Origin of the sequence: Loigolactobacillus zhaoyuanensis, assembly GCF_003946385.1 — a bacterium.
GTDB lineage: Bacteria > Bacillota > Bacilli > Lactobacillales > Lactobacillaceae > Loigolactobacillus > Loigolactobacillus zhaoyuanensis.
In genome coordinates this window covers 1-20,979 of sequence record NZ_RHOE01000042.1, presented here as the reverse complement: position 1 = coordinate 20,979, position 20,979 = coordinate 1, and the positions used below count along the sequence as shown (strand labels likewise).

Annotated in this window: 21 protein-coding genes; 7 read left to right on the top strand and 14 right to left on the bottom strand. The window is 42.0% G+C overall.

Going from position 1 to position 20,979, the window contains the following annotated elements; genetic code table 11:
* Positions 1 to 261 precede the first annotated feature (261 nt).
* From EKM76_RS08990 to EKM76_RS08975, 4 genes are read right to left on the bottom strand one after another with little or no spacing between them, the layout of a single operon-like run.
* Positions 262 to 1,335 carry an ABC transporter substrate-binding protein gene (locus EKM76_RS08990; RefSeq protein ID WP_125550343.1) on the bottom strand — a complete coding sequence of 358 codons (1,074 nt, stop codon included), beginning with the start codon at positions 1,333 to 1,335 and terminating at the stop codon, positions 262 to 264.
* A complete protein-coding gene (locus EKM76_RS08985; RefSeq protein ID WP_125550342.1) occupies positions 1,332 to 2,159 on the bottom strand; it encodes an ABC transporter permease in 828 nt (275 codons plus the stop codon). Before EKM76_RS08985 ends, EKM76_RS08990 begins: the two co-directional genes overlap by 4 nt.
* Positions 2,156 to 2,968: an ABC transporter permease gene (locus EKM76_RS08980; protein WP_125550341.1), complete on the bottom strand. Its 813-nt coding sequence runs from the start codon at positions 2,966 to 2,968 to the stop codon at positions 2,156 to 2,158. The genes EKM76_RS08985 and EKM76_RS08980 overlap by 4 nt, the downstream gene beginning before the upstream one ends.
* Positions 2,955 to 4,004 (bottom strand): ABC transporter ATP-binding protein, encoded by a 1,050-nt coding sequence (locus tag EKM76_RS08975; RefSeq protein WP_386794754.1) that lies wholly within the window; start codon positions 4,002 to 4,004, stop codon positions 2,955 to 2,957. The genes EKM76_RS08980 and EKM76_RS08975 overlap by 14 nt, the downstream gene beginning before the upstream one ends.
* 385 nt (positions 4,005 to 4,389) lie before the next feature.
* On the opposite strand from EKM76_RS08975, the gene EKM76_RS08970 reads away from it, so the two are divergent.
* The gene (locus EKM76_RS08970; RefSeq protein ID WP_125550339.1) at positions 4,390 to 5,376 is read left to right on the top strand and encodes a YhdH/YhfP family quinone oxidoreductase; all 987 of its coding nucleotides are present in this window, start codon (positions 4,390 to 4,392) and stop codon (positions 5,374 to 5,376) included.
* Positions 5,377 to 5,422: 46 nt separating this feature from the next.
* Here EKM76_RS08970 and EKM76_RS08965 read toward each other — a convergent pair whose 3' ends face one another.
* The gene (locus EKM76_RS08965; protein WP_125550338.1) at positions 5,423 to 7,552 is read right to left on the bottom strand and encodes a Na+/H+ antiporter; all 2,130 of its coding nucleotides are present in this window, start codon (positions 7,550 to 7,552) and stop codon (positions 5,423 to 5,425) included.
* A gap of 241 nt (positions 7,553 to 7,793) precedes the next feature.
* Positions 7,794 to 8,711 (bottom strand): UDP-N-acetylmuramate dehydrogenase, encoded by a 918-nt coding sequence (gene murB, locus EKM76_RS08960; RefSeq protein WP_125550337.1) that lies wholly within the window; start codon positions 8,709 to 8,711, stop codon positions 7,794 to 7,796.
* A gap of 269 nt (positions 8,712 to 8,980) precedes the next feature.
* Between murB and EKM76_RS08955 the strand changes: the two genes are divergently transcribed.
* Positions 8,981 to 9,745, top strand: coding sequence for an exodeoxyribonuclease III (locus tag EKM76_RS08955; protein ID WP_125550336.1), 765 nt, complete (start codon positions 8,981 to 8,983; stop codon positions 9,743 to 9,745).
* A gap of 66 nt (positions 9,746 to 9,811) precedes the next feature.
* The gene (locus tag EKM76_RS08950; protein WP_125550335.1) at positions 9,812 to 10,348 is read left to right on the top strand and encodes a 3'-5' exonuclease; all 537 of its coding nucleotides are present in this window, start codon (positions 9,812 to 9,814) and stop codon (positions 10,346 to 10,348) included.
* 67 nt (positions 10,349 to 10,415) lie between these two features.
* On the opposite strand, the gene EKM76_RS08945 is transcribed toward EKM76_RS08950, so the two are convergent.
* From EKM76_RS08945 to EKM76_RS08930, 4 genes are all read right to left on the bottom strand, one after another.
* Positions 10,416 to 10,940, bottom strand: coding sequence for a GNAT family N-acetyltransferase (locus tag EKM76_RS08945; protein ID WP_125550334.1), 525 nt, complete (start codon positions 10,938 to 10,940; stop codon positions 10,416 to 10,418).
* Positions 10,937 to 11,404, bottom strand: a complete 468-nt coding sequence (tsaE, locus tag EKM76_RS08940; protein WP_125550333.1) for a tRNA (adenosine(37)-N6)-threonylcarbamoyltransferase complex ATPase subunit type 1 TsaE — start codon at positions 11,402 to 11,404, stop codon at positions 10,937 to 10,939. Before tsaE ends, EKM76_RS08945 begins: the two co-directional genes overlap by 4 nt.
* Before the next feature lie 87 nt (positions 11,405 to 11,491).
* Positions 11,492 to 12,466: a phosphate acetyltransferase gene (gene pta, locus EKM76_RS08935; RefSeq protein WP_125550332.1), complete on the bottom strand. Its 975-nt coding sequence runs from the start codon at positions 12,464 to 12,466 to the stop codon at positions 11,492 to 11,494.
* A gap of 69 nt (positions 12,467 to 12,535) precedes the next feature.
* Positions 12,536 to 13,234: a uracil-DNA glycosylase gene (locus tag EKM76_RS08930; RefSeq protein ID WP_125550331.1), complete on the bottom strand. Its 699-nt coding sequence runs from the start codon at positions 13,232 to 13,234 to the stop codon at positions 12,536 to 12,538.
* A 167-nt stretch (positions 13,235 to 13,401) separates the two neighbouring features.
* Here EKM76_RS08930 and EKM76_RS08925 point away from each other — a divergent pair, with 167 nt between their 5' ends.
* Positions 13,402 to 14,274: a Cof-type HAD-IIB family hydrolase gene (locus EKM76_RS08925; protein ID WP_125550330.1), complete on the top strand. Its 873-nt coding sequence runs from the start codon at positions 13,402 to 13,404 to the stop codon at positions 14,272 to 14,274.
* A gap of 148 nt (positions 14,275 to 14,422) precedes the next feature.
* A complete protein-coding gene (locus EKM76_RS08920; RefSeq protein WP_125550329.1) occupies positions 14,423 to 14,944 on the top strand; it encodes an LURP-one-related/scramblase family protein in 522 nt (173 codons plus the stop codon).
* Positions 14,945 to 15,038: 94 nt separating this feature from the next.
* On the opposite strand, the gene EKM76_RS08915 is transcribed toward EKM76_RS08920, so the two are convergent.
* Positions 15,039 to 15,602: a GNAT family N-acetyltransferase gene (locus EKM76_RS08915; protein ID WP_125550328.1), complete on the bottom strand. Its 564-nt coding sequence runs from the start codon at positions 15,600 to 15,602 to the stop codon at positions 15,039 to 15,041.
* Between the two features lie 177 nt (positions 15,603 to 15,779).
* On the opposite strand from EKM76_RS08915, the gene EKM76_RS08910 reads away from it, so the two are divergent.
* Positions 15,780 to 17,228 (top strand): amino acid ABC transporter substrate-binding protein/permease, encoded by a 1,449-nt coding sequence (locus EKM76_RS08910; RefSeq protein ID WP_125550327.1) that lies wholly within the window; start codon positions 15,780 to 15,782, stop codon positions 17,226 to 17,228.
* The gene (locus tag EKM76_RS08905) at positions 17,225 to 17,974 is read left to right on the top strand and encodes an amino acid ABC transporter ATP-binding protein (RefSeq protein WP_125550326.1); all 750 of its coding nucleotides are present in this window, start codon (positions 17,225 to 17,227) and stop codon (positions 17,972 to 17,974) included. Before EKM76_RS08910 ends, EKM76_RS08905 begins: the two co-directional genes overlap by 4 nt.
* 63 nt (positions 17,975 to 18,037) lie before the next feature.
* On the opposite strand, the gene EKM76_RS08900 is transcribed toward EKM76_RS08905, so the two are convergent.
* From EKM76_RS08900 to EKM76_RS08890, 3 genes are all read right to left on the bottom strand, one after another.
* A complete protein-coding gene (locus EKM76_RS08900) occupies positions 18,038 to 18,406 on the bottom strand; it encodes a PTS sugar transporter subunit IIA domain-containing protein (RefSeq protein WP_125550325.1) in 369 nt (122 codons plus the stop codon).
* Positions 18,403 to 19,170, bottom strand: coding sequence for a type I 3-dehydroquinate dehydratase (gene aroD / locus EKM76_RS08895; RefSeq protein ID WP_125550324.1), 768 nt, complete (start codon positions 19,168 to 19,170; stop codon positions 18,403 to 18,405). Before aroD ends, EKM76_RS08900 begins: the two co-directional genes overlap by 4 nt.
* A 179-nt stretch (positions 19,171 to 19,349) precedes the next feature.
* Positions 19,350 to 20,441 (bottom strand): competence protein CoiA, encoded by a 1,092-nt coding sequence (locus EKM76_RS08890; RefSeq protein ID WP_225417910.1) that lies wholly within the window; start codon positions 20,439 to 20,441, stop codon positions 19,350 to 19,352.
* Between the last annotated feature and the right edge of the window lie 538 nt (positions 20,442 to 20,979).

Sequence of the window (20,979 nt, the reverse complement as noted above, 5' to 3'; positions counted from 1 at the left end):
TGGGCGTGGTGTGATAGACTGTTCTTGCATCAAGACGAAAACTTCTTTCATTGTTTGTTGTAGGAACTTCAATGATACCTGAATTTTTCGTCTTGGTGTCTTTTTTTTACCATTTTGGCTGGGTGGCTAACTTAATTATAAAACGCGCGATTAATTTTTTTCGATAAAGCCATCAAAATCAAACTAAAAAGAACGCAAATCTGATTGCCATTATTCTGACTTTCATGATTTGCGCTCTAAGCTACCGAAAAAAATAACTTTTTATTGATGGTACATTTTAAACTCTAAAAACTTATCATTGTAGATACCAACCATCCGATTGCCCAGATCAGCGTAAACTTGCAATTTATCAAGCGTCGCGTTATCAGGATAGAATTGTTTATCGTCAGCAATCGACTTAGGTAACAATGCCTTAGCCGGTGTATTGGGTGTAGCGTACCCAACATATTCTGCATTTTGTGCGGCATTTTCTGGCTTTAGCATAAAGTTAAGGAATGCATAAATTGCTTTGTAATGCTTAGCTGTTTTGGGAATCACTAAATTGTCGAACCACAAGTTGCTGCCTTCGGTGGGTACAACATAATGCAAATGCGAATTATTCGCCATCATTTCTGTTGCTTCACCAGACCAAGTTACCGCCACGGCCGCTTCGTTTTGCGCCATGTACATTTTAATTTCATCAGCCACTACCGCTTTAACATTTGGCATCAAACCCTCCAACTTCAACTTTGCTTGTTCTAGCTCCGCTACGTTGGTGGTATTGACTGAATGTCCCTGTGCAATCAGTGCCATACCCATCATATCGCGAGCACTATCGACCAACATAATGTTATTGCGTAATTTAGGCGACCACAGATCATTCCAATGTTGGACTGTCTGACCGTTAACCAACTGATCGTTATAAATAATACCTAATGTCCCCCAAAAATAAGGGACTGAATAACGGTTGCCGGGATCAAATGATTGGTTACGAAAATGCGGATCTATATTGTCGAACCCGTGCAGACGCTTATAGTCAAGTGGCACCAATAAATTGGCTTTGTGCATTTTTTGGATCATATAATCTGAAGGAACCGCTAAATCATAGTTAGTACCACCCTGCTGAATTTTCGTAAACATGGCTTCATTACTATCAAAAGTTTCAACCTGAACTTTATAGCCCGTCTGTTTTTGAAATTTTTTCAGTAAGCTGGGGTCAATATAATCGCCCCAATTATATAAAGTTAACGTACCTTTACTGGTTGCGCCTTGTGACTGTTGTAACTGACTGCTACCAACGGCCAGCAGGGCACAAACGGCAATAATGGCTAAGGCAAAACTGACTAAACGTTTCATTTGATCAATCTCGCCTCCGTTCGATTGCGCCGCCGTGCTTTCTTGGAATTGTTATACTGCTCGATAAAATAGTAACCACCAATCAACAGTAGCGAGAACAGAAACATTAGCGCAGATAAAGCGTTGACTTCAAGACTGATACCTTGGCGGGCCCGAGCATAAATTTCCACTGATAAAGTTTCAAAACCATTACCAGTAACGAAGAAAGTCACAGCAAAATCATCTAATGAATAAGTGAACGCCATAAAATAACCAGTTAAAATACCTGGTGTGATAAACGGAAAAATCACGTGAGTCAGTACTTGAAAATTAGTTGCCCCTAGGTCGGTTGCTGCATCGATCAATGAATGATTCATTTCACTCAGCCGCGGTAAAACCATCAGTACAACGATTGGAATTGAAAAAGCAATATGGCTTAACAAAACCGAGCTAAAACCTAAACGTAGGCCTAAAAAAGTAAAGAAAATCAAAAAACTAGCCCCAATAATAACATCCGGTGAAACCATCAAAATATTATTTAACGATAAAATAGAATTTTTAAGCCAAACTTTTTTGATTCCATAAATCGCCAGCGCACCTAGCGTCCCAATTATCGTTGCAATTAACGATGACAGTAGCGCAATCAATAGTGTATCCAATACGATCTCAATCATCCGCGTATCAGCGAAAAGTTCAGCGTAATGCTGCCAAGAAAAGCCACTAAAATGTGTCATCGTGGTGCCTTGATTAAAAGAATAGAAAATCAAATAAAAAATCGGCGCATAGAGCAAAAGAAAAACTAGCCACAAATAAACATGACGCCAATCGTACCATTTACGTTTCATTTGCGCTGGCCCCCTTTTTTTCGTCGTTCACCGGTGACAAACATGATCACCACCATTGCGACGATCAAAACCACCCCAATGGTCGAACCCATACCCCAATTTTGCGTTACTAAGAAATGTTCTTCGATGGCCGTCCCTAAAGTGATCACTTTGTTACCGCCGATCAAGCGCGTCAACATGAAAAGCGATAAGGAAGGAATAAAAACAGCTTGGACGCCGGCTTTAACGCCATTTAAGGTCAAGGGAAAAATCACTTTGCTAAAAGTTTGCCAATTAGTCGCTCCTAGATCACGACTTGCATTGACCAATGATGGTTTCATTTCATCAATTGCGTTAAAAATCGGCAAGATCATAAACGGAATTTCGATATACGCTGCTACAAAAATAAAACTAGCCTTGGTAAATAGAATTTGTTGCGCGCCAAGACCAATAAATTCAAAGAAATGATTGGCGGCACCAGCTTGACTAAAAATACCAATAAATGCGTAAGCTTTCAGCAGTAGATTGATCCAAGTGGGTAAAATGATCAATAGCAACCACAACTGTTTATGCCGCGTTTGGCTCAACCAATAGGCCGTCGGATAGCTGATCAATAAAGTGACCACCGTAATAATGAACGCATACCAAATCGAATTAAACGTCATTCGCAAGTAGGTGCCCGAGCCAAAATAGGTCTGATAATTACTCAAGGTCAGCTGACCATTAATATCAAAAAATGATTGGTAGACGATCAACAACAACGGCGCGATCACAAATAGTAGTAGCCACAACACATACGGCACACTATAAAAGGTATTATACTTCTTCATCGTCGTCCCCCTCATAGCTTTCTAAGCGGGCATCGAATTCCTCCTCCGATTCACCAAAACGCATGACATGAATATCTTCCGGTTCAAAATAGATTCCGACTTGCTGACCGACAGCTGACTTTCGTACTGAATGAATCAGCCATTCATTACCTGCCGCATCATGACTCATAATTTCGTAAATATCGCCACGGAAAACTTGCGTGTCGACCGTAACCGCTAATTTACTTTTTTCAACAGTAGTCAAAACTAGATCTTCTGGCCGTAAAACGATCTCGACTGGCTCGTTGACCCGCATCCCTGCATCAGCACATTCAAATTGATGACCGACAAATTCAACTTGATAATCCGCCAGCATGCGCCCTTTCACGATATTACTTTCACCAATAAAATCAGCCACAAAATGGTTGATCGGCTCATCGTAAATATCTACTGGATCGCCTTGTTGTAGAATTTCACCATCACTCATCACAAAAATCTCATCACTCATGGCAAGTGCTTCACCTTGATCATGGGTGACAAATAAAAAGGTGATGCCCAACCGTTGTTGCAATTGCCGCAATTCAACTTGCATCGCAGTCCGTAATTTAGCATCCAACGCCGAAAGTGGTTCATCTAATAACAAAACTTCTGGCTCGTTGACGATTGCTCGGGCAATGGCGACTCGCTGTTGCTGGCCACCAGATAATTCACTAATTTCTCGATCATCATAACCGGTCAACCGCACCAGTCGTAATGCTTCTAAAACTTTTTCACGAATGACTTTCTTAGCCGTCTTTTTTAAAGCTAAACCGAAAGCCACATTATCGTACACATTTAAATGCGGAAAAAGCGCATAATCCTGAAAAACTGTGTTAACTTTGCGTTTATTTGCTGGTAGATCATTAATTTTTTGTCCTTTAAATTCGATGGTGCCAGCGCTGGCGTCAGTAAAGCCAGCTAAAATACGCAGAATTGTCGTCTTGCCACAACCCGATGGACCCAATAATGTATAAAATTTACCTTGTTCTAATTCAAAGTCAATTTGCTTTAACGCCATTGTTTCCCCATAACGTTTGTTTACACCACTGAATTTAATAATTGTATTGGCCAACTCAACTGTCACGCTCCTTTTACTTGCGAAAATTTAAATAATAAGGCCCCTAAATCGGTTAGTTTCACTTTGTGCAAGTGGATCGTGGCACTAAAATAGATTCTTTGATCCCGCTTTACACAGCACCACTAATTATAATCTAAGCCGTTGGATTTTTAAACTCTTTCTTAATTTGTAAATCATTCGTTTTTGATCAGGTTGGCGCTTATATTGATGCTAAAAGACAAGCTTGTCTAACCGTCATGGAAAGGGTTACAATTACAAGAGAAGTTTTGTTTAAAGTCGCCACACCACAAGCCAATAATTTAAAATTACTTAGGAGGCCCTTTGCATGAAATATCAAGCATTAGAATTACAACTCAACGACACCCAAGTCACGCCCACTTTTGTTGAGCAACAGTTACCTGAATTAGCCGCTGATCAAGTGACGGTCAAAGTTGCTTATTCCGATATTAACTATAAGGATGCACTGACCCTAAATTCTCGCAGCGGTGTTCTACGTCAATACCCACAGATTCCTGGGATCGACGCCGCCGGCACTGTTGTCGCTAGCAAAAGTACTGCCTTCAAAGTCGATCAAAAAGTACTGCTAACTGGCTTTGACTTTGGTATTAGCTGGCCTGGTGGTTACGCTGAATTCATTACCGTTCCAGCAGCCTGGCTAGTACCACTTCCACAAGAACTAAGTTTAGCCGATGCCATGTGGTATGGCACTGCTGGCTTTACGGCAGCATTATCAGTTCGCGCTTTACTAAAATACAACCTACCATTGGCCGCACCAATTTTGGTCACTGGCGCCACAGGCGGTGTCGGTGGTTGGGCAATGGCGATACTTCATCAACTCGGCTACTATAATTTAACCGCTGTATCACGTAATGTGGCGGCAACTGACTATTTGCAAACATTAGGCGCTAATAACGTGATCACACCCGCAGAATTAGCTGATCCACGGCAGCGACCATTACAGAAGCAAAAATTTGTTGGCGTCATTGACGCTGTTGGTGGCACCTTATTGACCGATATTCTACCGCAAGTCAGCTATAGTGGCATCGTCGCTCTTTCTGGCAATGCTGGCGGTAATAAATTGGCTGCTACAACGCTACCATTCATTCTCCGTGGCATTCGGTTACAGGGAATCGATTCAGTCAGCTATCCAACAGCTAAGCGTGCTGCAGTTTGGCAACAATTAGCCACTGACTTCAAGCCAACCCAAGCCCAATTATTGCAACAAAACACGGTTGAATTTAAACAATTACCAAACGCGCTGGCCACATTCTTAGCCGAAAAACATCATGGCCGCACCCTAGTCCGTATTTAACCAAAAAATAAGCAGCTCAGCAAAAATTGCTGAACTGCTTATTTTATTACTCGACATCTTCGCCCAGTAATAAAGCATTTTCTGAATAGTTAACGTATTGGCGTAATTTTGCTGCCAAAGCCCAAGAAATGTATCCTTGTTCCACCATACTTTGAATACCGCTACGTTCCGCAGCCAACGCTTTAAAACGTAACCCGCGCATTGCCCGATCGTAATCCGCGCGCCGCGAATGTTGCCCTGTTTGTTCACGATGTAAATGTTTAACCTGCTCGATGCGGTTCCGATAACTAACAATGATCTGATAGATCACTTGCCGGTTATAGTGCGCCGCCTTGGCTTCTGGCTGTTTTAAATAAGTGGATAAAGCCTTGATCCCACCTTTAGCGGTTTCTTTTTCAATATATAAGCGTTCATTATAGTAAGAACCGCCAAAATGGGCCCGCACAATTCGTAAGCGTATGTGACTAAACCAACTACCAAATCGATGTAAGCGTGTAAAAAAGTTAGACCGTTGTAACCGATGGGGCAGATTCTCTAGTAATTGCAATCGATTAGTTAAGTGCTTCTTAAATTGCAGATAATTACGTTCTTGAATTTGACCATCCCGCCACAACTGATCGAGAATATCGGTTTCCCCTTTGATTGCAACTCGGCGCAAAGTTAACTCTTCTTTTAAAAACGGCGCGATCTGATCTTCTGGTTGTGCGGCAGCTTGTAATCGACGAATTATTTCTTGATATTCAGTGATCAAATCATAAACCACTCGTTGATTTTCTGGTCGGCGTTCACTTTCCAAGCGATTAACCGCCAACCGTAGCGTATAGATCCGTGCTTCACTTTCTGATAGTTGTGAATCCGTCTTGGCAACCGCAGTCGTCGCATCAACATCACTATCGGCGGCAGGTTCAGCTCCACGTGTAGCAATTGAAACCCGCTGCCGCGTGAGTAACGGAATGAAGATCACCGCCATTAATAAGCTTAAAATGATCACCCCTGCAGCAATGAACAACATCAGTGCTCGTTCAGGGAAGGCTGCACCTGAAGCTAGCGTATAAGGTACCGATAAAACACCAGCCATGGTAATTGCGCCACGAACCCCAGTCAACCCCGATAAGATGGCGACACTAAGCCGTGGCCGGTGCTGGTTTTCCTTGTCCTTCAACCACTTAAAAGTGACATTAACTAAGGTCCATAAAACACGAATCAAGAAAATAACTAACCAAACTAACATAATATCGCAAATTGCGACTAATGTATTATCACTGGGATTTCGAATCGTCTGTGTCATCGCTAACGGTAATTCGATCCCTAAAATCAAAAAGACAACACCATTAAGCAAATAAATAGCAATATCCCAGGTCCGCTCGGTCACAATTTTTAACTCTGGTAAATATTCTAGCAGCGATGGCTGAGTGAAATTATACACGATCCCCGCACCAACTACAGCGATCACACCAGAGGCATGAAGTAATTCTTCGACAACTAAATAAATAATGAACGGCGTCACGATCTGCAACACGGTATGTAACACCACATCATTAATTCCTTGTTGTAGTATAAAAGTCCGCATTGCCTGAATCAGTGCCATTAGCACTATTCCTGCCAGTGCACCGACGATTGAAATATAGAAAAAATCACCCGCAGCCTGTTGCCATGAAAAAACACCAGTTACCGCTGCTGCGATTCCATATTTAAAACCGATCAGTCCGCTGGCATCATTGATCAAGCTTTCGCCACTAACTAAATGCAGCACGTTATTGGGCAGCTTAGCTTGTTTTGAGATCGACTGCACAGCCACTGGATCCGTTGGTGAAATAATTGCGGCTAAGGCAAAACTGGCGGCTAACGGTAGATCGGGTACCAAAAAATGAATAAACCAGCCACCTACCAACATAGTCACAAACACCAGAAAAATCGCATTCATAATAATTGGGCCACGTAACGCCCATAGTTCGCGCTTAGGAAAATGGCGACCATCATTAAATAGCAATGGCGCAATGAATAGCAACATGAACCAATCCGTCCGCAATGGAATCGTGACTTTAAAAACGACCGCTAATAATAAGCCGGCGGTAATTTGAATCAAACTTACGGGTAAAAAAGTTAAATAGTGACTAATAACATTGGAAATAAGTACCACACTGATCAACATAATGACGGCTTCTAATATGTTCATAGCACCAACTCCCTTAATCTGATTTTTGTTTATTGTACGTGGTGGCTTACTGTGGCTTTTTAACCTAAAAATCAACTAAATACAATGTGAAAAAAATGGATTTCGTTTATTTATCAATTGAAAATTGTCTAATTTAGCTTTTTTATGATTGAGAAAAAAGCTAAAACCACTTTTTCTCAATTCCTAATCGCTCATTTCAAAACTAGAAAAACAGCTGACCTTGCTACCAGCCAGCTGTTATCTATGCATCGATCAACTCTTCGCCGATAATGCGAACTTCAGGCTCTAAGGCAACACCGAATTGTTCAAAAACTACCGTTTGGACATAGCGGATCAATTGCATATAATCGGTTGCCGTTCCTTTGCCTAAATTGATCATAAAACCAGCATGCTTAGTCGAGATTTGGACGTCACCAATAATGTGACCTTGTAAACCAGCTTCATGAATCAATTTACCAGTGAAATACCCAGTTGGCCGCTTAAATACACTACCACAAGACGGATATTCCAATGGTTGTCTGGCTGAACGCCGCGCATTAAAATCAGCCATTTTAGCTTTGATCGTCGCCTCATCACCTGCAGCCAGCGCAAAAGTTGCCGCTAACACGATGCTATGATTTTCCTGGATAATACTGTGACGATAGGCAAAATGCAATGCAGCCCGGCTTAACTCAGTAACAGTACCGTCAGCTAATAATACGGTCACGGTTTGAACAGCGTTGCTTATTTCACCACCATAAGCGCCAGCATTCATAAACATGGCACCACCAACACTACCAGGAATACCAGCGGCAAACTCGATACCAGTCAAACCGGCATTTGCTGCTACAACGGTTGCATCGATCAGCTTAGCGCCCGCTTGCGCATAAACATTAGTGTCTTGAACTTTGATTGCAGCCATTGCTGTTAAAATCAAAACTAAACCGCGAATGCCACCATCTTTAACAATTAAATTACTGGCATTACCGATCACTGTTAATGGTAGGTGTTGTGCTTGTGCGTATTTCACCAACGTTTGGACTTCAGCGATACTTTTGGGGAAAGCTAGGATATCAGCCTTTCCACCAGTTTTGGTATAGGTGTAGCGGCTTAATGGCTCAGCTAACTTGATCTCGATTTGCGGAAATAATTCTACCAATGTTGGCTCTTTTTGCAACATGCTGGACGCATTCCTTTCTGAACTAAGACGTGACTAAAAATTATTTTTAAGTTTGCTTTATTGATTAATTCTAATTAAAAGCTAGGTGTCCCCTTGTACTACGCATTGATTCGTTAATTTATTTTAGCATGAAAAAAGTGCTTTTGATAGTCTACGTGCTTGAACATTAAGTCCCACGACTTACTGGTCACCCCTTTAGTTTCTCATCAATATTTTGTAGAATGAAGGAGATCAAGAAGTTAAACTGACTTTATTAAGGAGCGAATACTGTGAAATTTATTTCGTGGAACGTTAACGGTTTGCGGGCAGTCGTTAAAAAAAACTTTATGGAATTTTTTGAAGAACAAGATGCTGATTTTTTCTGTATACAAGAAACTAAATTACAAGCCGGCCAAATTGAATTGACCTTGCCGGGCTATCATCAATATTGGAACTATGCTGAACGCAAAGGCTATTCAGGAACTGCTATTTTCACCAAACATGAACCTTTGAGCGTAACTTATGGGCTAGGTGTGGCCGAACACGACCAAGAAGGCCGCTTGATCACTTTAGAATATCACGATTTCTATTTACTGACTTGTTATACACCTAACTCCCAAAATAAATTAAAACGTTTGGATTACCGGATGTCCTGGGAAGATGCTTTCCGTAGCTACATCAGTACTTTAAACCAAAAAAAGCCGATCATCTTCTGCGGTGACTTAAATGTCGCCCATGAACCGATCGATTTAAAAAATGATAAAACAAATCATAAAAATGCCGGTTTCTCTGATGAAGAACGCGCTAAGTTTAGCCAGTTATTAGCAGCGGGCTTCACCGATAGTTTCCGTTATTTCTACCCCGATCAAGTGACTTATTCTTGGTGGAGTTATCGTTTCAACGCACGGCAAAATAACGCTGGTTGGCGGATCGATTATTTTGTGACCTCTGATCAGCTGCAACCACAATTAGCCGATGCAGCTATTTTAACCGATGTTCTCGGTTCTGATCATTGCCCGGTACAACTGATTACTAAGCCAGAATTGCAAGCTTAGTTACTTTACAAATTTAGTCGGTATTCTTATACTAACGGCATTAACTTAATGAAATAGGTGAAAATAATGAACTTCGTGGCAATGGATTTTGAAACCGCCAATAGTAAACGCTATAGTGCCTGTTCACTGGCTTTGACCGTTGTCCGCAATGATCAAATTGTCGATGAATTTTATTCGTTGATCAAGCCGGATACGCCTTTTTTCTGGCGTAATACGCAGATCCATGGTATTCATGCTGAAGATGTGGCGGATGCACCTGACTTTCCAACTTTATGGCCGCATATCGCCCCGCTTTTCCAGCGCGATCGCTTAGTCATCGCCCATAATGCAACTTTTGATATCGGCGTGTTACGCAGTAGTCTAGAGCATTACCAACTGACAACACCGCAATATTTAGCGCTGGACACGGTACGCACTAGCCGCAAATTTTATCCTGAACTCAGTAATCATAAGCTCGATACGCTATGCCAAGAGCTCAACATCGAGTTAGAGCATCACCATAACGCCTTAGATGACAGCCGAGCTTGCGCCAATATTTTATTACACGAAGCCCAGCAATTTGGTCCCGAACAGTTGAAATCATTTGTTAAAGTGATTGCTTGATTGGTTACTAACGCTAGGTGTTGATTCAAATAAAGAACGTTGCCACTAGCTGGCAACGTTCTTTTTATTAGTCATGATCAATTAATAAGGCCATTTGAATCAGGGTTTGAAACCCAGCTTGCTCGTCATAGAAGCCGCGGGCCATTTGTCCTTCTACTTGAAAACCTAATTTTTGATATAGTTGATACGCTCGCTGATTACGTTGCTGGACAGTTAATTCTAGACGCCGCATCAATGGATTGGCCTGTGCCCAGGCTAGAACCTCTTCCAATAATGCGGTACCTAAGCCATAGCCCCAAAATTCATGCAAAAGCGCAATACCAACCTCACCAATATGCTGAATTTCTGGTGCTGAGCTGGCGGCTACTCGGGCAAAACCAACCAATTGATCACCCAATGCCGCAACTAATAATAGGTTATTGTCAGTCTGTAACAGCTGCGTCAATTGTTCAGTCTCAGCGGTAGCAGAACTCGCTAAATCGGTTGCATCGGCTAACAAAAAGGGAGTCTCCTGTTGTAATTGACGCAACAAAGTCAGCAGCTGTGCTGCATCAGTTGGCCGTACAATACGAATCGTTACTTCATTGCTCATAGGGCTACCGCCAATTGTGCCACTAAATTTTCATACTGCTGTCCTTGCGGCTTAAAAACTAATTGCCGCTGATTATCATCAACAGCTATCTTATTGATCGTGATCTGCAAATAGTCAGCCGGCCACTCTGATTCAATAAACTGCGGCCATTCCACGACGGAAACGCCGGTACCATTAAAATATTCTTCCAAGCCTAATTCATCCCCACCGCCATTTTCCAAGCGATAAACATCCATATGGTACAGTGGGATCCGCCCAGAAGTATATTCACGGATCAACGTAAAAGTGGGACTTTTGACATACTGCTGAATTCCTAGCGCAGTCGCTAAACCTTTAGTAAAGGTTGTTTTTCCTGCACCAAGGTCCCCTTTTAAGAAAATCACGCTACCAGGTTCCACTAACTGACCAATTTTTGCCCCAACGTTTTGCATTGCAGCATCACTGGTTACCGTGTATTGAAACATTTTGTCACGTCCTTGTTAAATTCATCTGATTTATTACAGTATAGCAAAAAAGCACGACACCGCGAAGGCATCGTGCTCAAATCAGTCTTAATCCATTAATGTCTGTGCTGCAGTGATGATGGCTAATTTGTAGACATCCTCTTCACTGGCACCACGAGATAAATCGGAAACTGGCTTGTTAAGGCCTTGTAATACGGGGCCAATTGCTTCAAAGCCACCAAAACGTTGAGCAATTTTGTAGCCGATATTACCTGATTGTAATTCTGGAAATACAAATACAGTGGCATTGCCAGCAACCTTAGAATTAGGTGCTTTTTGTTGCGCAACTGCTGGAACGAAGGCGGCGTCAAACTGCATTTCACCATCGATCTCGTAAGCTGGTGCGGAAGCTTGTGCCAGCTTAGTTGCTTCTTGAACTTTAGTAACAACGTCGGCTTTAGCGGAACCTTTAGTTGAAAAGCTTAACATCGCAACACGTGGTTTAATATCAAATAATTCTGCCGTTTTCGCTGAAGTGACTGCAATTTCAGCTAATTCAGCCGCACTAGGATCAATATTGATCGCACAATCAGAGAATAAATAGCGTTGTTCACCCTTTTGCATGATGAAAGCACCGCTAGTCCGACTGACACCAGGCTTCGTTTTAATAATCTGTAAAGCTGGCCGAACGGTATCCCCGGTTGGATGGATCGCACCAGAAACCATCCCATCAGCTAACCCTGTGTAAACCAGCATCGTACCAAAATAGTTGCCGTCTAACAACATTTTTTGTGCTTGTTCCGCCGTGTTCTTGCCCTTACGTCGCTCAACAAAAGCGGCCACCAAGTCAGCAAAGTTCGCTGCTGTTGCTGGATTAATAATTTCAATATCAGTTAAATCAAATTGATGAGCTGTAGCAACCTTTTCGATTTCAGCAGGGTCACCTAAAACGATTGAATGTAACAGATTATCGTGCTGTAATCGTACAGCTGCGCCGAGTACGCGAGCCTCCGCACCTTCAGGAAAAACGATCTTAATTTGCTTACCAGTAACTTTTGCAGTTAAACTTTCAAATAAATCCACAATTATACCTCCATTTCACTTAATACTTCGATGATACAACGCTTACATAAAAAAGAACAGCTTAATTTTTCAAGCTGTTGGGTCATCTGCTTCAACATGTGCTGGCAACCGCCAATCAATTGGTGTTTCACCAAATTTTTTCAAAGCAGTATTTGTTTGTGAAAATGGGCGTGAACCAAAAAATCCATGATAAGCCGAAAATGGGCTCGGATGTGCAGCCGTTAAAACCACGTTTTTGGTCTCATCGATCAGTCCACGTTTTGCTTTAGCTGCATTGCCCCATAAAATAAAAACAACTTTACCGCGCGCCGATAATTTTTCGATCGCTTTATCAGTCAATTGCTCCCAGCCCTTACCTTTATGTGAAAAGGCCTGGCCGCGGCGCACCGTCAATACCGAATTCAATAATAAAACGCCCTGATCGGCCCACGATTTCAAGTAACCATGGTCGACTGGCGGAATATCTAAATCAGCTTGTAATTCCTTATAAATATTTTGCAACGATGGCGGTAGTCGGACGCCTGGGCGAACCGCAAAACTAACGCCCATCCCTTGATTGGGGTTATGGTACGGATCTTGACCTAAAATCACCACCTTGACTTGACTAAATGGCGTCCATTCAAATGCAGTAAAAATATGGTACATATCTGGATAAACAGTTTGTGTCGCATATTCCTGCTTTAAAAACTGATGCAGCTGCGCATAATAAGCTTGCGCAAATTCAGGTGCCAAAACTTCCTGCCAATCATTATGGATCATCGTTTTCAATATCAACACCTCTACTTTACTGAATAGTTTACCGACTTTGCCAATAGATTGCCAGTCTCGTTTGCTCACTGGTTCGCTTATTCGTGCTATAGAATCAAAGCGCTAACGGTTTCGTCTCAACCATAAAATATGCTAAACTAAAGGCAACAGAAACGGAGGAAACTGCTGTGATCTCACTTATTGCATCCGATATGGATGGCACACTACTTAATGAAAAAATGACGGTACCACCAGAAAATGCTACTGCAATCAAAAAAGCGGCCCAAAAAGGGGTCAAATTTATTGTTGCCACTGGTCGTAGCTATGGTGAAGCTAAACCGTTGATCGAAAAAGTCGGCATCAAGGCCCCTATCATCGCGATGAATGGCGCACAAGTCTTCGATGAGCAAGGCCAGGTTATCAGCACCGTTAGTCTCCGTAAAACAGTTGTGCGCAAGATTTTTCATTTACTTAAGACTAAAGGGCTTTATTTTGAAGTCATGACTGATAAAGGAACGATTTCTGACAGTAAAATGCGCCGTATCCAAAGCGTTGCGGCATTACTGGTCGATCTTCAAACAACTGATAGTTTTAAAATTGCGGTTTCCTTAGCTTCAGCACGCTTAGAACTAATGAATATCACTTATGTTGATTCTTATGAACAATTATTAACGGATCCAGATATGACTATTCTTAAAATCATTGCTTTTAGTGCTGAAAAACAGAAAGTGCTTGATCCAATCGCTGAAGAATTAACTGCCCTTGGTGAACTTGCTATTACCGCTAGTTCAGCTAGTAATATTGAAATTAACCATATTAACGCTCAAAAGGGAGTAGCTCTGGAAACTTACGCTAATAGCCTAAATATCCCAATGACTCAGGTGATGGCGATCGGCGATAACTTAAACGATGCTTCCATGCTGCAAGCCGCCAGCGTCAGCTTTGCTATGGGCAACGCTACCGAAGAAATCAAACAGGTCGCTCGTTATTTGACCGCTACTAACGTTAACCACGGTGTTGGTCAAGCCATTCAGCGGGCAATATCTGAAAATTTGAGTTAGATCTTACCCTAATTTTAATTAGGCTGACCACTGTAACCGCGGGTATCTAAATACCAGCGCTAGCTCAAAGCAGGTCTGACTCGGTGACTGTTGACTAGCTACGAGAACCGTGTGTATTTTAATATGTTTCAAAAAGAGGTGAGGTTACTTGCTGCGTTTGTACATCAAGGAACAATTAATGGCGACTAAGGGTGTGCCGCTAATTGTTCGTGATGAAAAAAATAATCCCGTGTACTTGATCACCGGTCGTTGGGGCATTCGCCAAGACGCCTTCACTTTGTATACGATCGATGGGCGCTACGTGGCCGAAATCAAACAAACAACGCTTGGTTTATTTCCCCGCTTCGATCTTTATTTGGGAAAAGAAAAAGTTGGCACAGTTAAGAAAATGTATGGCGTCTGGCACCAATTCCAATTTGTCAGTGACCTAAACTGGATCATTATGGGTGATTTTATGAATCATCATTATAAAATCTACCACCGCACCGAAACACTGTTAGTGTTTGATAAAGCAATTATGGCTGATGGTGATTATTACGAATTAGCGATCACGCACGCACAAGATGCCCCGCTTTGCCTGCTGCTCAGCTTAGTTTTAGATCATTGGTCTGTTCGCCGCGACAAATCACAGTTGAAACGCGGCGTCGCCAACCCAATTTATGATATTTAAAAAAGTTACGCATCAGCTCATAAAAATAGCTGCTGCGTAACTTTTTTATTCAGAACAACTTCATAAACGAATTTATTTCGCGCCAATTGCTTGTTTAGACTTCTAACTGCATATGTTCGTAGTCATGACCAGCCAAATTCACATGGCCGACCACTTGGTAGCCCATCTTGCTATATAACTTTTTTGCATTTGGATTAACGAGATCCACATTAAGTCCCACCTTAGTCAGACCTTGTTGCCGGGCAACTTTCGGGACCGCAGCTAGCAATTCACTACCAATACCCTGATGCTGATGTGCAGTAGCAACGGATAAAGTATCCAAATACCATTCCTGCGGATAAGCTTCTTTATCAGCAAATATCTTATCATCAGCAGCAACACCTAGCTGGGGCAAAAATGGTTGCAAGGCATCATCGATATGTGCTTCCGCAGTTTCTGGGTATCCAAAAGCCACTCCCACTACTTTACCCTCCCGTTCGTTGACTAAGCCACGCCGATAACTGTAACGATAATCCTCAGTCTGATAGGCTTGCGCCAATACTTTGAAAAAAGTAGCTTGATCAACATGATCCAAAAATGGCAATTCCATTTCTTCAAGTACAATGTTGATGATCGGTACCACTGCAGCTGCATCGCTTTTTTTAGCAGGTCGAATCATAAATTTAACTTCCTTCCTAAAGAACGTTTTACTAAAGTCTACGTTAAGCTAACAAAACTGTCAAAAATAGCCCTATTTTTTGTGTTGATTTCATAGTCAGTAACTATTTTTTATGTTATATTAAATAACATGAATCTATGTTATCTAATATAACATCATTTTTTTAGGGGGATCATCATGCGAAAAAAATTGATTTGGTTTGCGCTACTTTGTTCAACTGTTTTCGGCGCACTATTGGCAACTAATTCAGCTAGCCAAGCTGCAGAAAAAACTTATACGATCGGTACTGATATTACATATGCTCCCTTCGATTTTCAAGGTGCTAATGGTCAATATACGGGGATCGATATTGATCTAATTAAAGCCATTGCTAAAGCTGAGAATATTAAAATCCAACTTAAACCAGTGGGCTTCAATGCTGCTGTTCAAGCGGTTGAAGCTAACCAGATGGACGGTGTGATCGCTGGGATGACCATTACCAACGAGCGGAAACAACAATTTGATTTCTCTGATCCTTACTACTACGCCGGCGAAGTTATGGCGGTAACTAAGGATAGTAAAATCAAGTCATTCAAGGATCTACGTGGCAAGCACGTGGCTTTAAAAGTCGGCACGCAAGGTGCAGCCTATGCTAAATCAATTCAAAAAAAGTATGGCTTCACGATCACTGAATTTGATCAATCCAATGATATGTATAACGATGTAGTCACCGGCAATTCAGCGGCAGCATTCGAGGATTATCCAGTAATGGCCTACGGAATTCAAAACGGGATCGATTTAAAAATCGTCACCAAGCCAGCAGCTGGCGGTAACTATGCCTTCGCCGTTAAAAAAGGTGAAAATCCAGAATTACTAACTAAATTCAACAAGGGTTTGAAAACCTTAAAAAAGAATGGCCAGTATGACAAAATCATTGCGAAGTATTTAGGCAAAGATAGTGTAGCCAAAGCCACCGCTACTGCAAAAAAACAAGATAACAGTCTCTGGGGCTTGGTGAAGCAAAATCATAGTGCCCTGCTCAGTGGCTTGTTACAGACACTTTACCTAACAGTGATCTCAATTATTCTCGCCACAATATTAGGTGTAATTTTCGGTTTAATGCAAGTCGTGCCAGCTAAATGGGCGAATTGGACTTCTAGCACATTGATCTATATTTTCCGTGGCATGCCGCTACTAGTTTTAGCCTTATTCATCTATATCGGCGTACCTAACTTAACTGGTAACAAAATCTCCGCCTTTATCGCTGGGATCATCACCTTGACCCTTAATGAAGGCGCCTATACCGCTGCCTTTGTCAGTGGTGGGATTCGTGCCGTTGATCGTGGTCAAATGGAAGCCGCTCGTAGTTTAGGCTTACCTTATGGCAAAGCCATGTGGCGCGTCATTCTCCCGCAAGGGGTCAAAATTATGATTCCATCCTTTATTAATCAATTTATCATTACTTTAAAGGACACCTCGATTTTATCGGTGATCGGTATTCTTGAATTGACCCAAACTGGTAAAATTATTATTGCCCGTAATCTTCAAGGCTTCAAGGTTTGGACCATCGTCGCAATTATGTATATCGTGATCATCACCTTACTAACTTGGCTATCCAAAGCCGTTGAAAGGAGAATAAACAAATGAGTGCTGCAGAAAATAATCGAGTGATCGTCACTGACCTCGTTAAAAATTATGGTAGTAACGAAGTCTTAAAAGGGTTAAACCTAACTGTAAAAAATAATGAAGTGGTTTGCATGATCGGTCCTTCTGGCTCCGGTAAAAGTACCTTTCTCCGTTGTCTCAATAAATTAGAGGATCCAACTAAGGGTAAAATTGTAATCGATGGTTACGATATTTCTGATTCCAAAACGAACATGAATAAAGTCCGCGAAGGTATCGGCATGGTTTTCCAGCATTTTAATTTATTCCCTAATCTAACTGTGTTAGAAAACGTAATGTTAGCACCAGTTGAACTTAAAAAAGCTGATAAGGCTGTCGCTGAAAAAGAGGCACGGGCGCTGCTAGTTGATGTTGGTTTAGCTGAAAAAGCAGATGCTTACCCTGCTTCTCTATCCGGTGGGCAAGAACAGCGTGTAGCCATCGCTCGTGCCCTAGCAATGCATCCTGACATCATGCTGTTCGACGAACCCACTTCTGCGCTTGATCCAGAAATGGTCGGTGACGTACTTGATGTTATGAAAAAGCTGGCTAAGCAAGGAATGACGATGATCGTTGTCACTCATGAAATGGGTTTCGCTAAGGAAGTTGCTGATCGCGTGGTCTTCATGGCGGATGGCCACATCATGGAAGAAGGCAACCCGCAACAAATTTTCGATCACCCAGAAAATCCGCGGACACAAGAATTCCTACGTAAAGTATTAAATGCATAAAGTTAAGCAAACAGCCACGACAGAAATTCTGTCATGGCTGTTTTTTTGCGACTATTTCGTTGCTTATTTGATTATTAGACGCTGAATATCGGCATTAATAGCTGCTCGATCTTGCCCTGCTTGTAATAATGTCGCTGCCGTATACGCGCCTTCAGTAAAGGCTGCATCATAGATATAAATATTTTTATCGCCAAAGGCAGCTGCTAACTCAATATTACGACGAGCACTACCAAAATCGTAAAAAACCAGTAATTCAGTTGCTTGATTTTCTTTAAAGGCGCGTTCGATCTGATCCATACTAGTTCCAACTGAACCCACGCTGTTGCCACCAGCCGCGGTAATCGCAACGGTCGGTGCTACATTTTGCAATAACTTAGCAAACCCAGTTGCCATTTCTGGCACATGGGCCACAACCACTACACCTAAACTCATTTATCCAATCCCTTTCCTAATAACGGAAGTACTTGTTGCAAAACAGTTAGCGGTAATTGCCCTGGCGCCGAGGTCTGCGCCACCGCGGCAAAGGTTACAGCCGAACCAAATATACCACCTGCTAATCGCGAAATTTGACCTAACTGGCCCATCGCCATCGTGATCAACGGTTGTTCATGCTGCTGTTTAGCTGTTAATGTTGCCTGTAGTAAGTTTAGCACATCCTGTGCAGACTGCGGCATTACCGCAACTTTTGCGATTGCTGCCCCTTGTTGGATCATTTGATCTAATAGCCCCACTAATGTTGCCACTGCTGGTGTCTCTTCAAAAAAGTGTGCACTGACTACCGATTGTACATTGGCTATGCGCGCTAAGTCACATAACTTGGCGACACAAGTGCCACGGCTTAACTCGATATCCACCGCGTCCACCCAGCCACTATTAATGAGTTGCGTAACAAGCTGTTGGTATGCTGTCGTACTCAATTGTGCGTTGCCACCCTCAGCCTGACTGCGAAAAGTCACTAATAACGGTAAATCGCCTAATCGTTGACGCATTTGCTGTAGTGTTGTTAGTAATTCTGCCATTGCTGGTAAAGTAACCAAAAAATCTAACCGCCACTCCACTAGATCTGGCTGTGCCACCAATATCGGCTCCAATGCAGTATCAACTTGCGCAAGCGTTGGTGCAATCAGCGGTACACAAGTTTTCGGTATACCATCACCTAAAGGTAAGCGCCGAATATAAGTCACTTTTTGCGTCATTAGCAGAGCCTCCGATTTAATTACGTGCTGTCCACACATTCCCTTCTATTTTAGCAAATTTTGGTCGTTGGGCGGTAGTTTTATTTTAATAATGAAAAATGCAATTAAAAAATAAACCGTATTTTCGATAAGCTCACATCTACAACTTAATCGATACACATAATGAGTTAAAGCCTGTGCTACTTTTTATTTTGGATCGCAGCCTGTTTTGCAAAAAAATCTGAATACCAGCAAGCGCCTAGATAGTCCCAACCTGAACAATTACGCCTGACGATACCTTTTTGTACCCATCCTGCTAAAACCAAGCGACACCAATGGACGTACCATAATTGCTGATCTACCAACAGTAACCGATAAAAATCAGCGACTTGCTCATAACAGAATTGTTGTAACTGACTGTCAGTCAATTTCCCACTCTGCTCACAGAGCAATAATAATCGGACCTGTAATAAGATAATTGCACTACGGTTAATTGGTGGCATTGCAGCACGATGACAACAACGCGGCGCACCAGCCAAATGATGACCGGCTAAATAACAGGCTTGCTGAATTTGTAATAGATCAGGTGCTGCTTGCCCTAATTTGCTGTATAGAGATTGACTTTCCTTGAGTATTGCAGCCGTTGATTGACGCTGGCGTATTGGTGTTTTAATTTGCTTTATATGCGCAACCGGACAGCGCTGATAACTGACCTGTTGCGGGTAACCAGTATGGACAACATGGTGAATTAACCAGAGTTGGCTGGCATCAACCTTAAGCTGCCACTGATACCAGCCCCAATCAGGTGAATATTGTAAAAAAGCATGATTTTTTTCAGTCCAACGTGCATGCTGGTAGCGCTGGCCCAGGATCCAGATCACTTGATAGCCAATTTGTCGATAGCCTTGCGTTCGCTCCTGCAATCGATCAATTGAAATCGGGCTACATTGAAATTCCAAGGCAATTCGCCGAATGCCAATACTGATCAGTAAATCAGGGCGTTGCTGAATCGATGGTAAATAGACCTCATAAGCGAACGTAACACGCCATCGTCGGCATAAACGACCTAACAAAGCTTTACCGGCTAAGTGTTCTGCCGTTTCGCCTTCCGCGGCAATCGTACACTCCGTTCCAGAATAGTGAGCAAAGTGCGGCTGAATGGTACTGCCAATTTTAAGCATTACCTGCGCATGACAAACCGGACAGTAGAATGGTTGCTGGCGTAGTCGTTTTAATTGTGAGCGCGAATAATCTAAGCTATTCACATAACCTTGCTGCTGATTTTGTGCCATCAACATGGACATTCACCTCTTACAGTTAAACTACGTCAAAAAAGTCTGATTATTTTAATTTTAGGCAAATAGGCTTGCTTAACTATAAAATCATGAATAAAAAAGCACTGTCTCTCTTGTTTAACTAGAGAGACGGCGCTATTAAATAGAATTTTCTAGTATTTATCCTCAAAAGGGTTGGTTTTAAAATGGTGAAACACGAAAAAAACATAACATTCACGCTACTGTAGCCACAGGTATACTTCCAATTGCTATAAGTTATTTAGTTTAAAAATCTGGATCACTAAAGAAAATAGTTCAAACGATACAAACCCAATTATTAATATCTTTACGCCAAATTGCCAAAAAGAGTTGATCGGTAAATACCAAAACAGAAAAACGTCAACAATTGATGACGGCATTCCCATTTACCCCCTTCGGCATAAAATTTTACCCCATTAAGCGAAGAAATTGACCAAGTTCTGCAAAAGAGATTGACCAGCCCTAAGGTACCTCTTGTATAATGTGATAGCGCATACATTGCGTAATTATATTATAC

Excerpts from the sequence above, each read along its gene's own strand:
- EKM76_RS08970 (WP_125550339.1), top strand. The coding sequence starts at position 4,390 with ATGAAATATCAAGCATTAGAATTACAACTCAACGACACCCAAGTCACG.
- EKM76_RS08890 (WP_225417910.1), bottom strand. The coding sequence starts at position 20,441 with ATGGCACAAAATCAGCAGCAAGGTTATGTGAATAGCTTAGATTATTCG.
- EKM76_RS08980 (WP_125550341.1), bottom strand. The coding sequence starts at position 2,968 with ATGAAGAAGTATAATACCTTTTATAGTGTGCCGTATGTGTTGTGGCTA.
- tsaE (WP_125550333.1), bottom strand. The coding sequence starts at position 11,404 with ATGTTTCAATACACGGTAACCAGTGATGCTGCAATGCAAAACGTTGGG.
- EKM76_RS08910 (WP_125550327.1), top strand. The coding sequence starts at position 15,780 with ATGCGAAAAAAATTGATTTGGTTTGCGCTACTTTGTTCAACTGTTTTC.
- EKM76_RS08915 (WP_125550328.1), bottom strand. The coding sequence starts at position 15,602 with ATGATTCGACCTGCTAAAAAAAGCGATGCAGCTGCAGTGGTACCGATC.
- EKM76_RS08900 (WP_125550325.1), bottom strand. The coding sequence starts at position 18,406 with ATGAGTTTAGGTGTAGTGGTTGTGGCCCATGTGCCAGAAATGGCAACT.
- EKM76_RS08965 (WP_125550338.1), bottom strand. The coding sequence starts at position 7,552 with ATGAACATATTAGAAGCCGTCATTATGTTGATCAGTGTGGTACTTATT.
- EKM76_RS08950 (WP_125550335.1), top strand. The coding sequence starts at position 9,812 with ATGAACTTCGTGGCAATGGATTTTGAAACCGCCAATAGTAAACGCTAT.
- EKM76_RS08985 (WP_125550342.1), bottom strand. The coding sequence starts at position 2,159 with ATGAAACGTAAATGGTACGATTGGCGTCATGTTTATTTGTGGCTAGTT.
- murB (WP_125550337.1), bottom strand. The coding sequence starts at position 8,711 with ATGTTGCAAAAAGAGCCAACATTGGTAGAATTATTTCCGCAAATCGAG.
- EKM76_RS08990 (WP_125550343.1), bottom strand. The coding sequence starts at position 1,335 with ATGAAACGTTTAGTCAGTTTTGCCTTAGCCATTATTGCCGTTTGTGCC.
- EKM76_RS08945 (WP_125550334.1), bottom strand. The coding sequence starts at position 10,940 with ATGAGCAATGAAGTAACGATTCGTATTGTACGGCCAACTGATGCAGCA.
- EKM76_RS08905 (WP_125550326.1), top strand. The coding sequence starts at position 17,225 with ATGAGTGCTGCAGAAAATAATCGAGTGATCGTCACTGACCTCGTTAAA.
- aroD (WP_125550324.1), bottom strand. The coding sequence starts at position 19,170 with ATGACGCAAAAAGTGACTTATATTCGGCGCTTACCTTTAGGTGATGGT.
- EKM76_RS08975 (WP_386794754.1), bottom strand. The coding sequence starts at position 4,004 with ATGGCGTTAAAGCAAATTGACTTTGAATTAGAACAAGGTAAATTTTAT.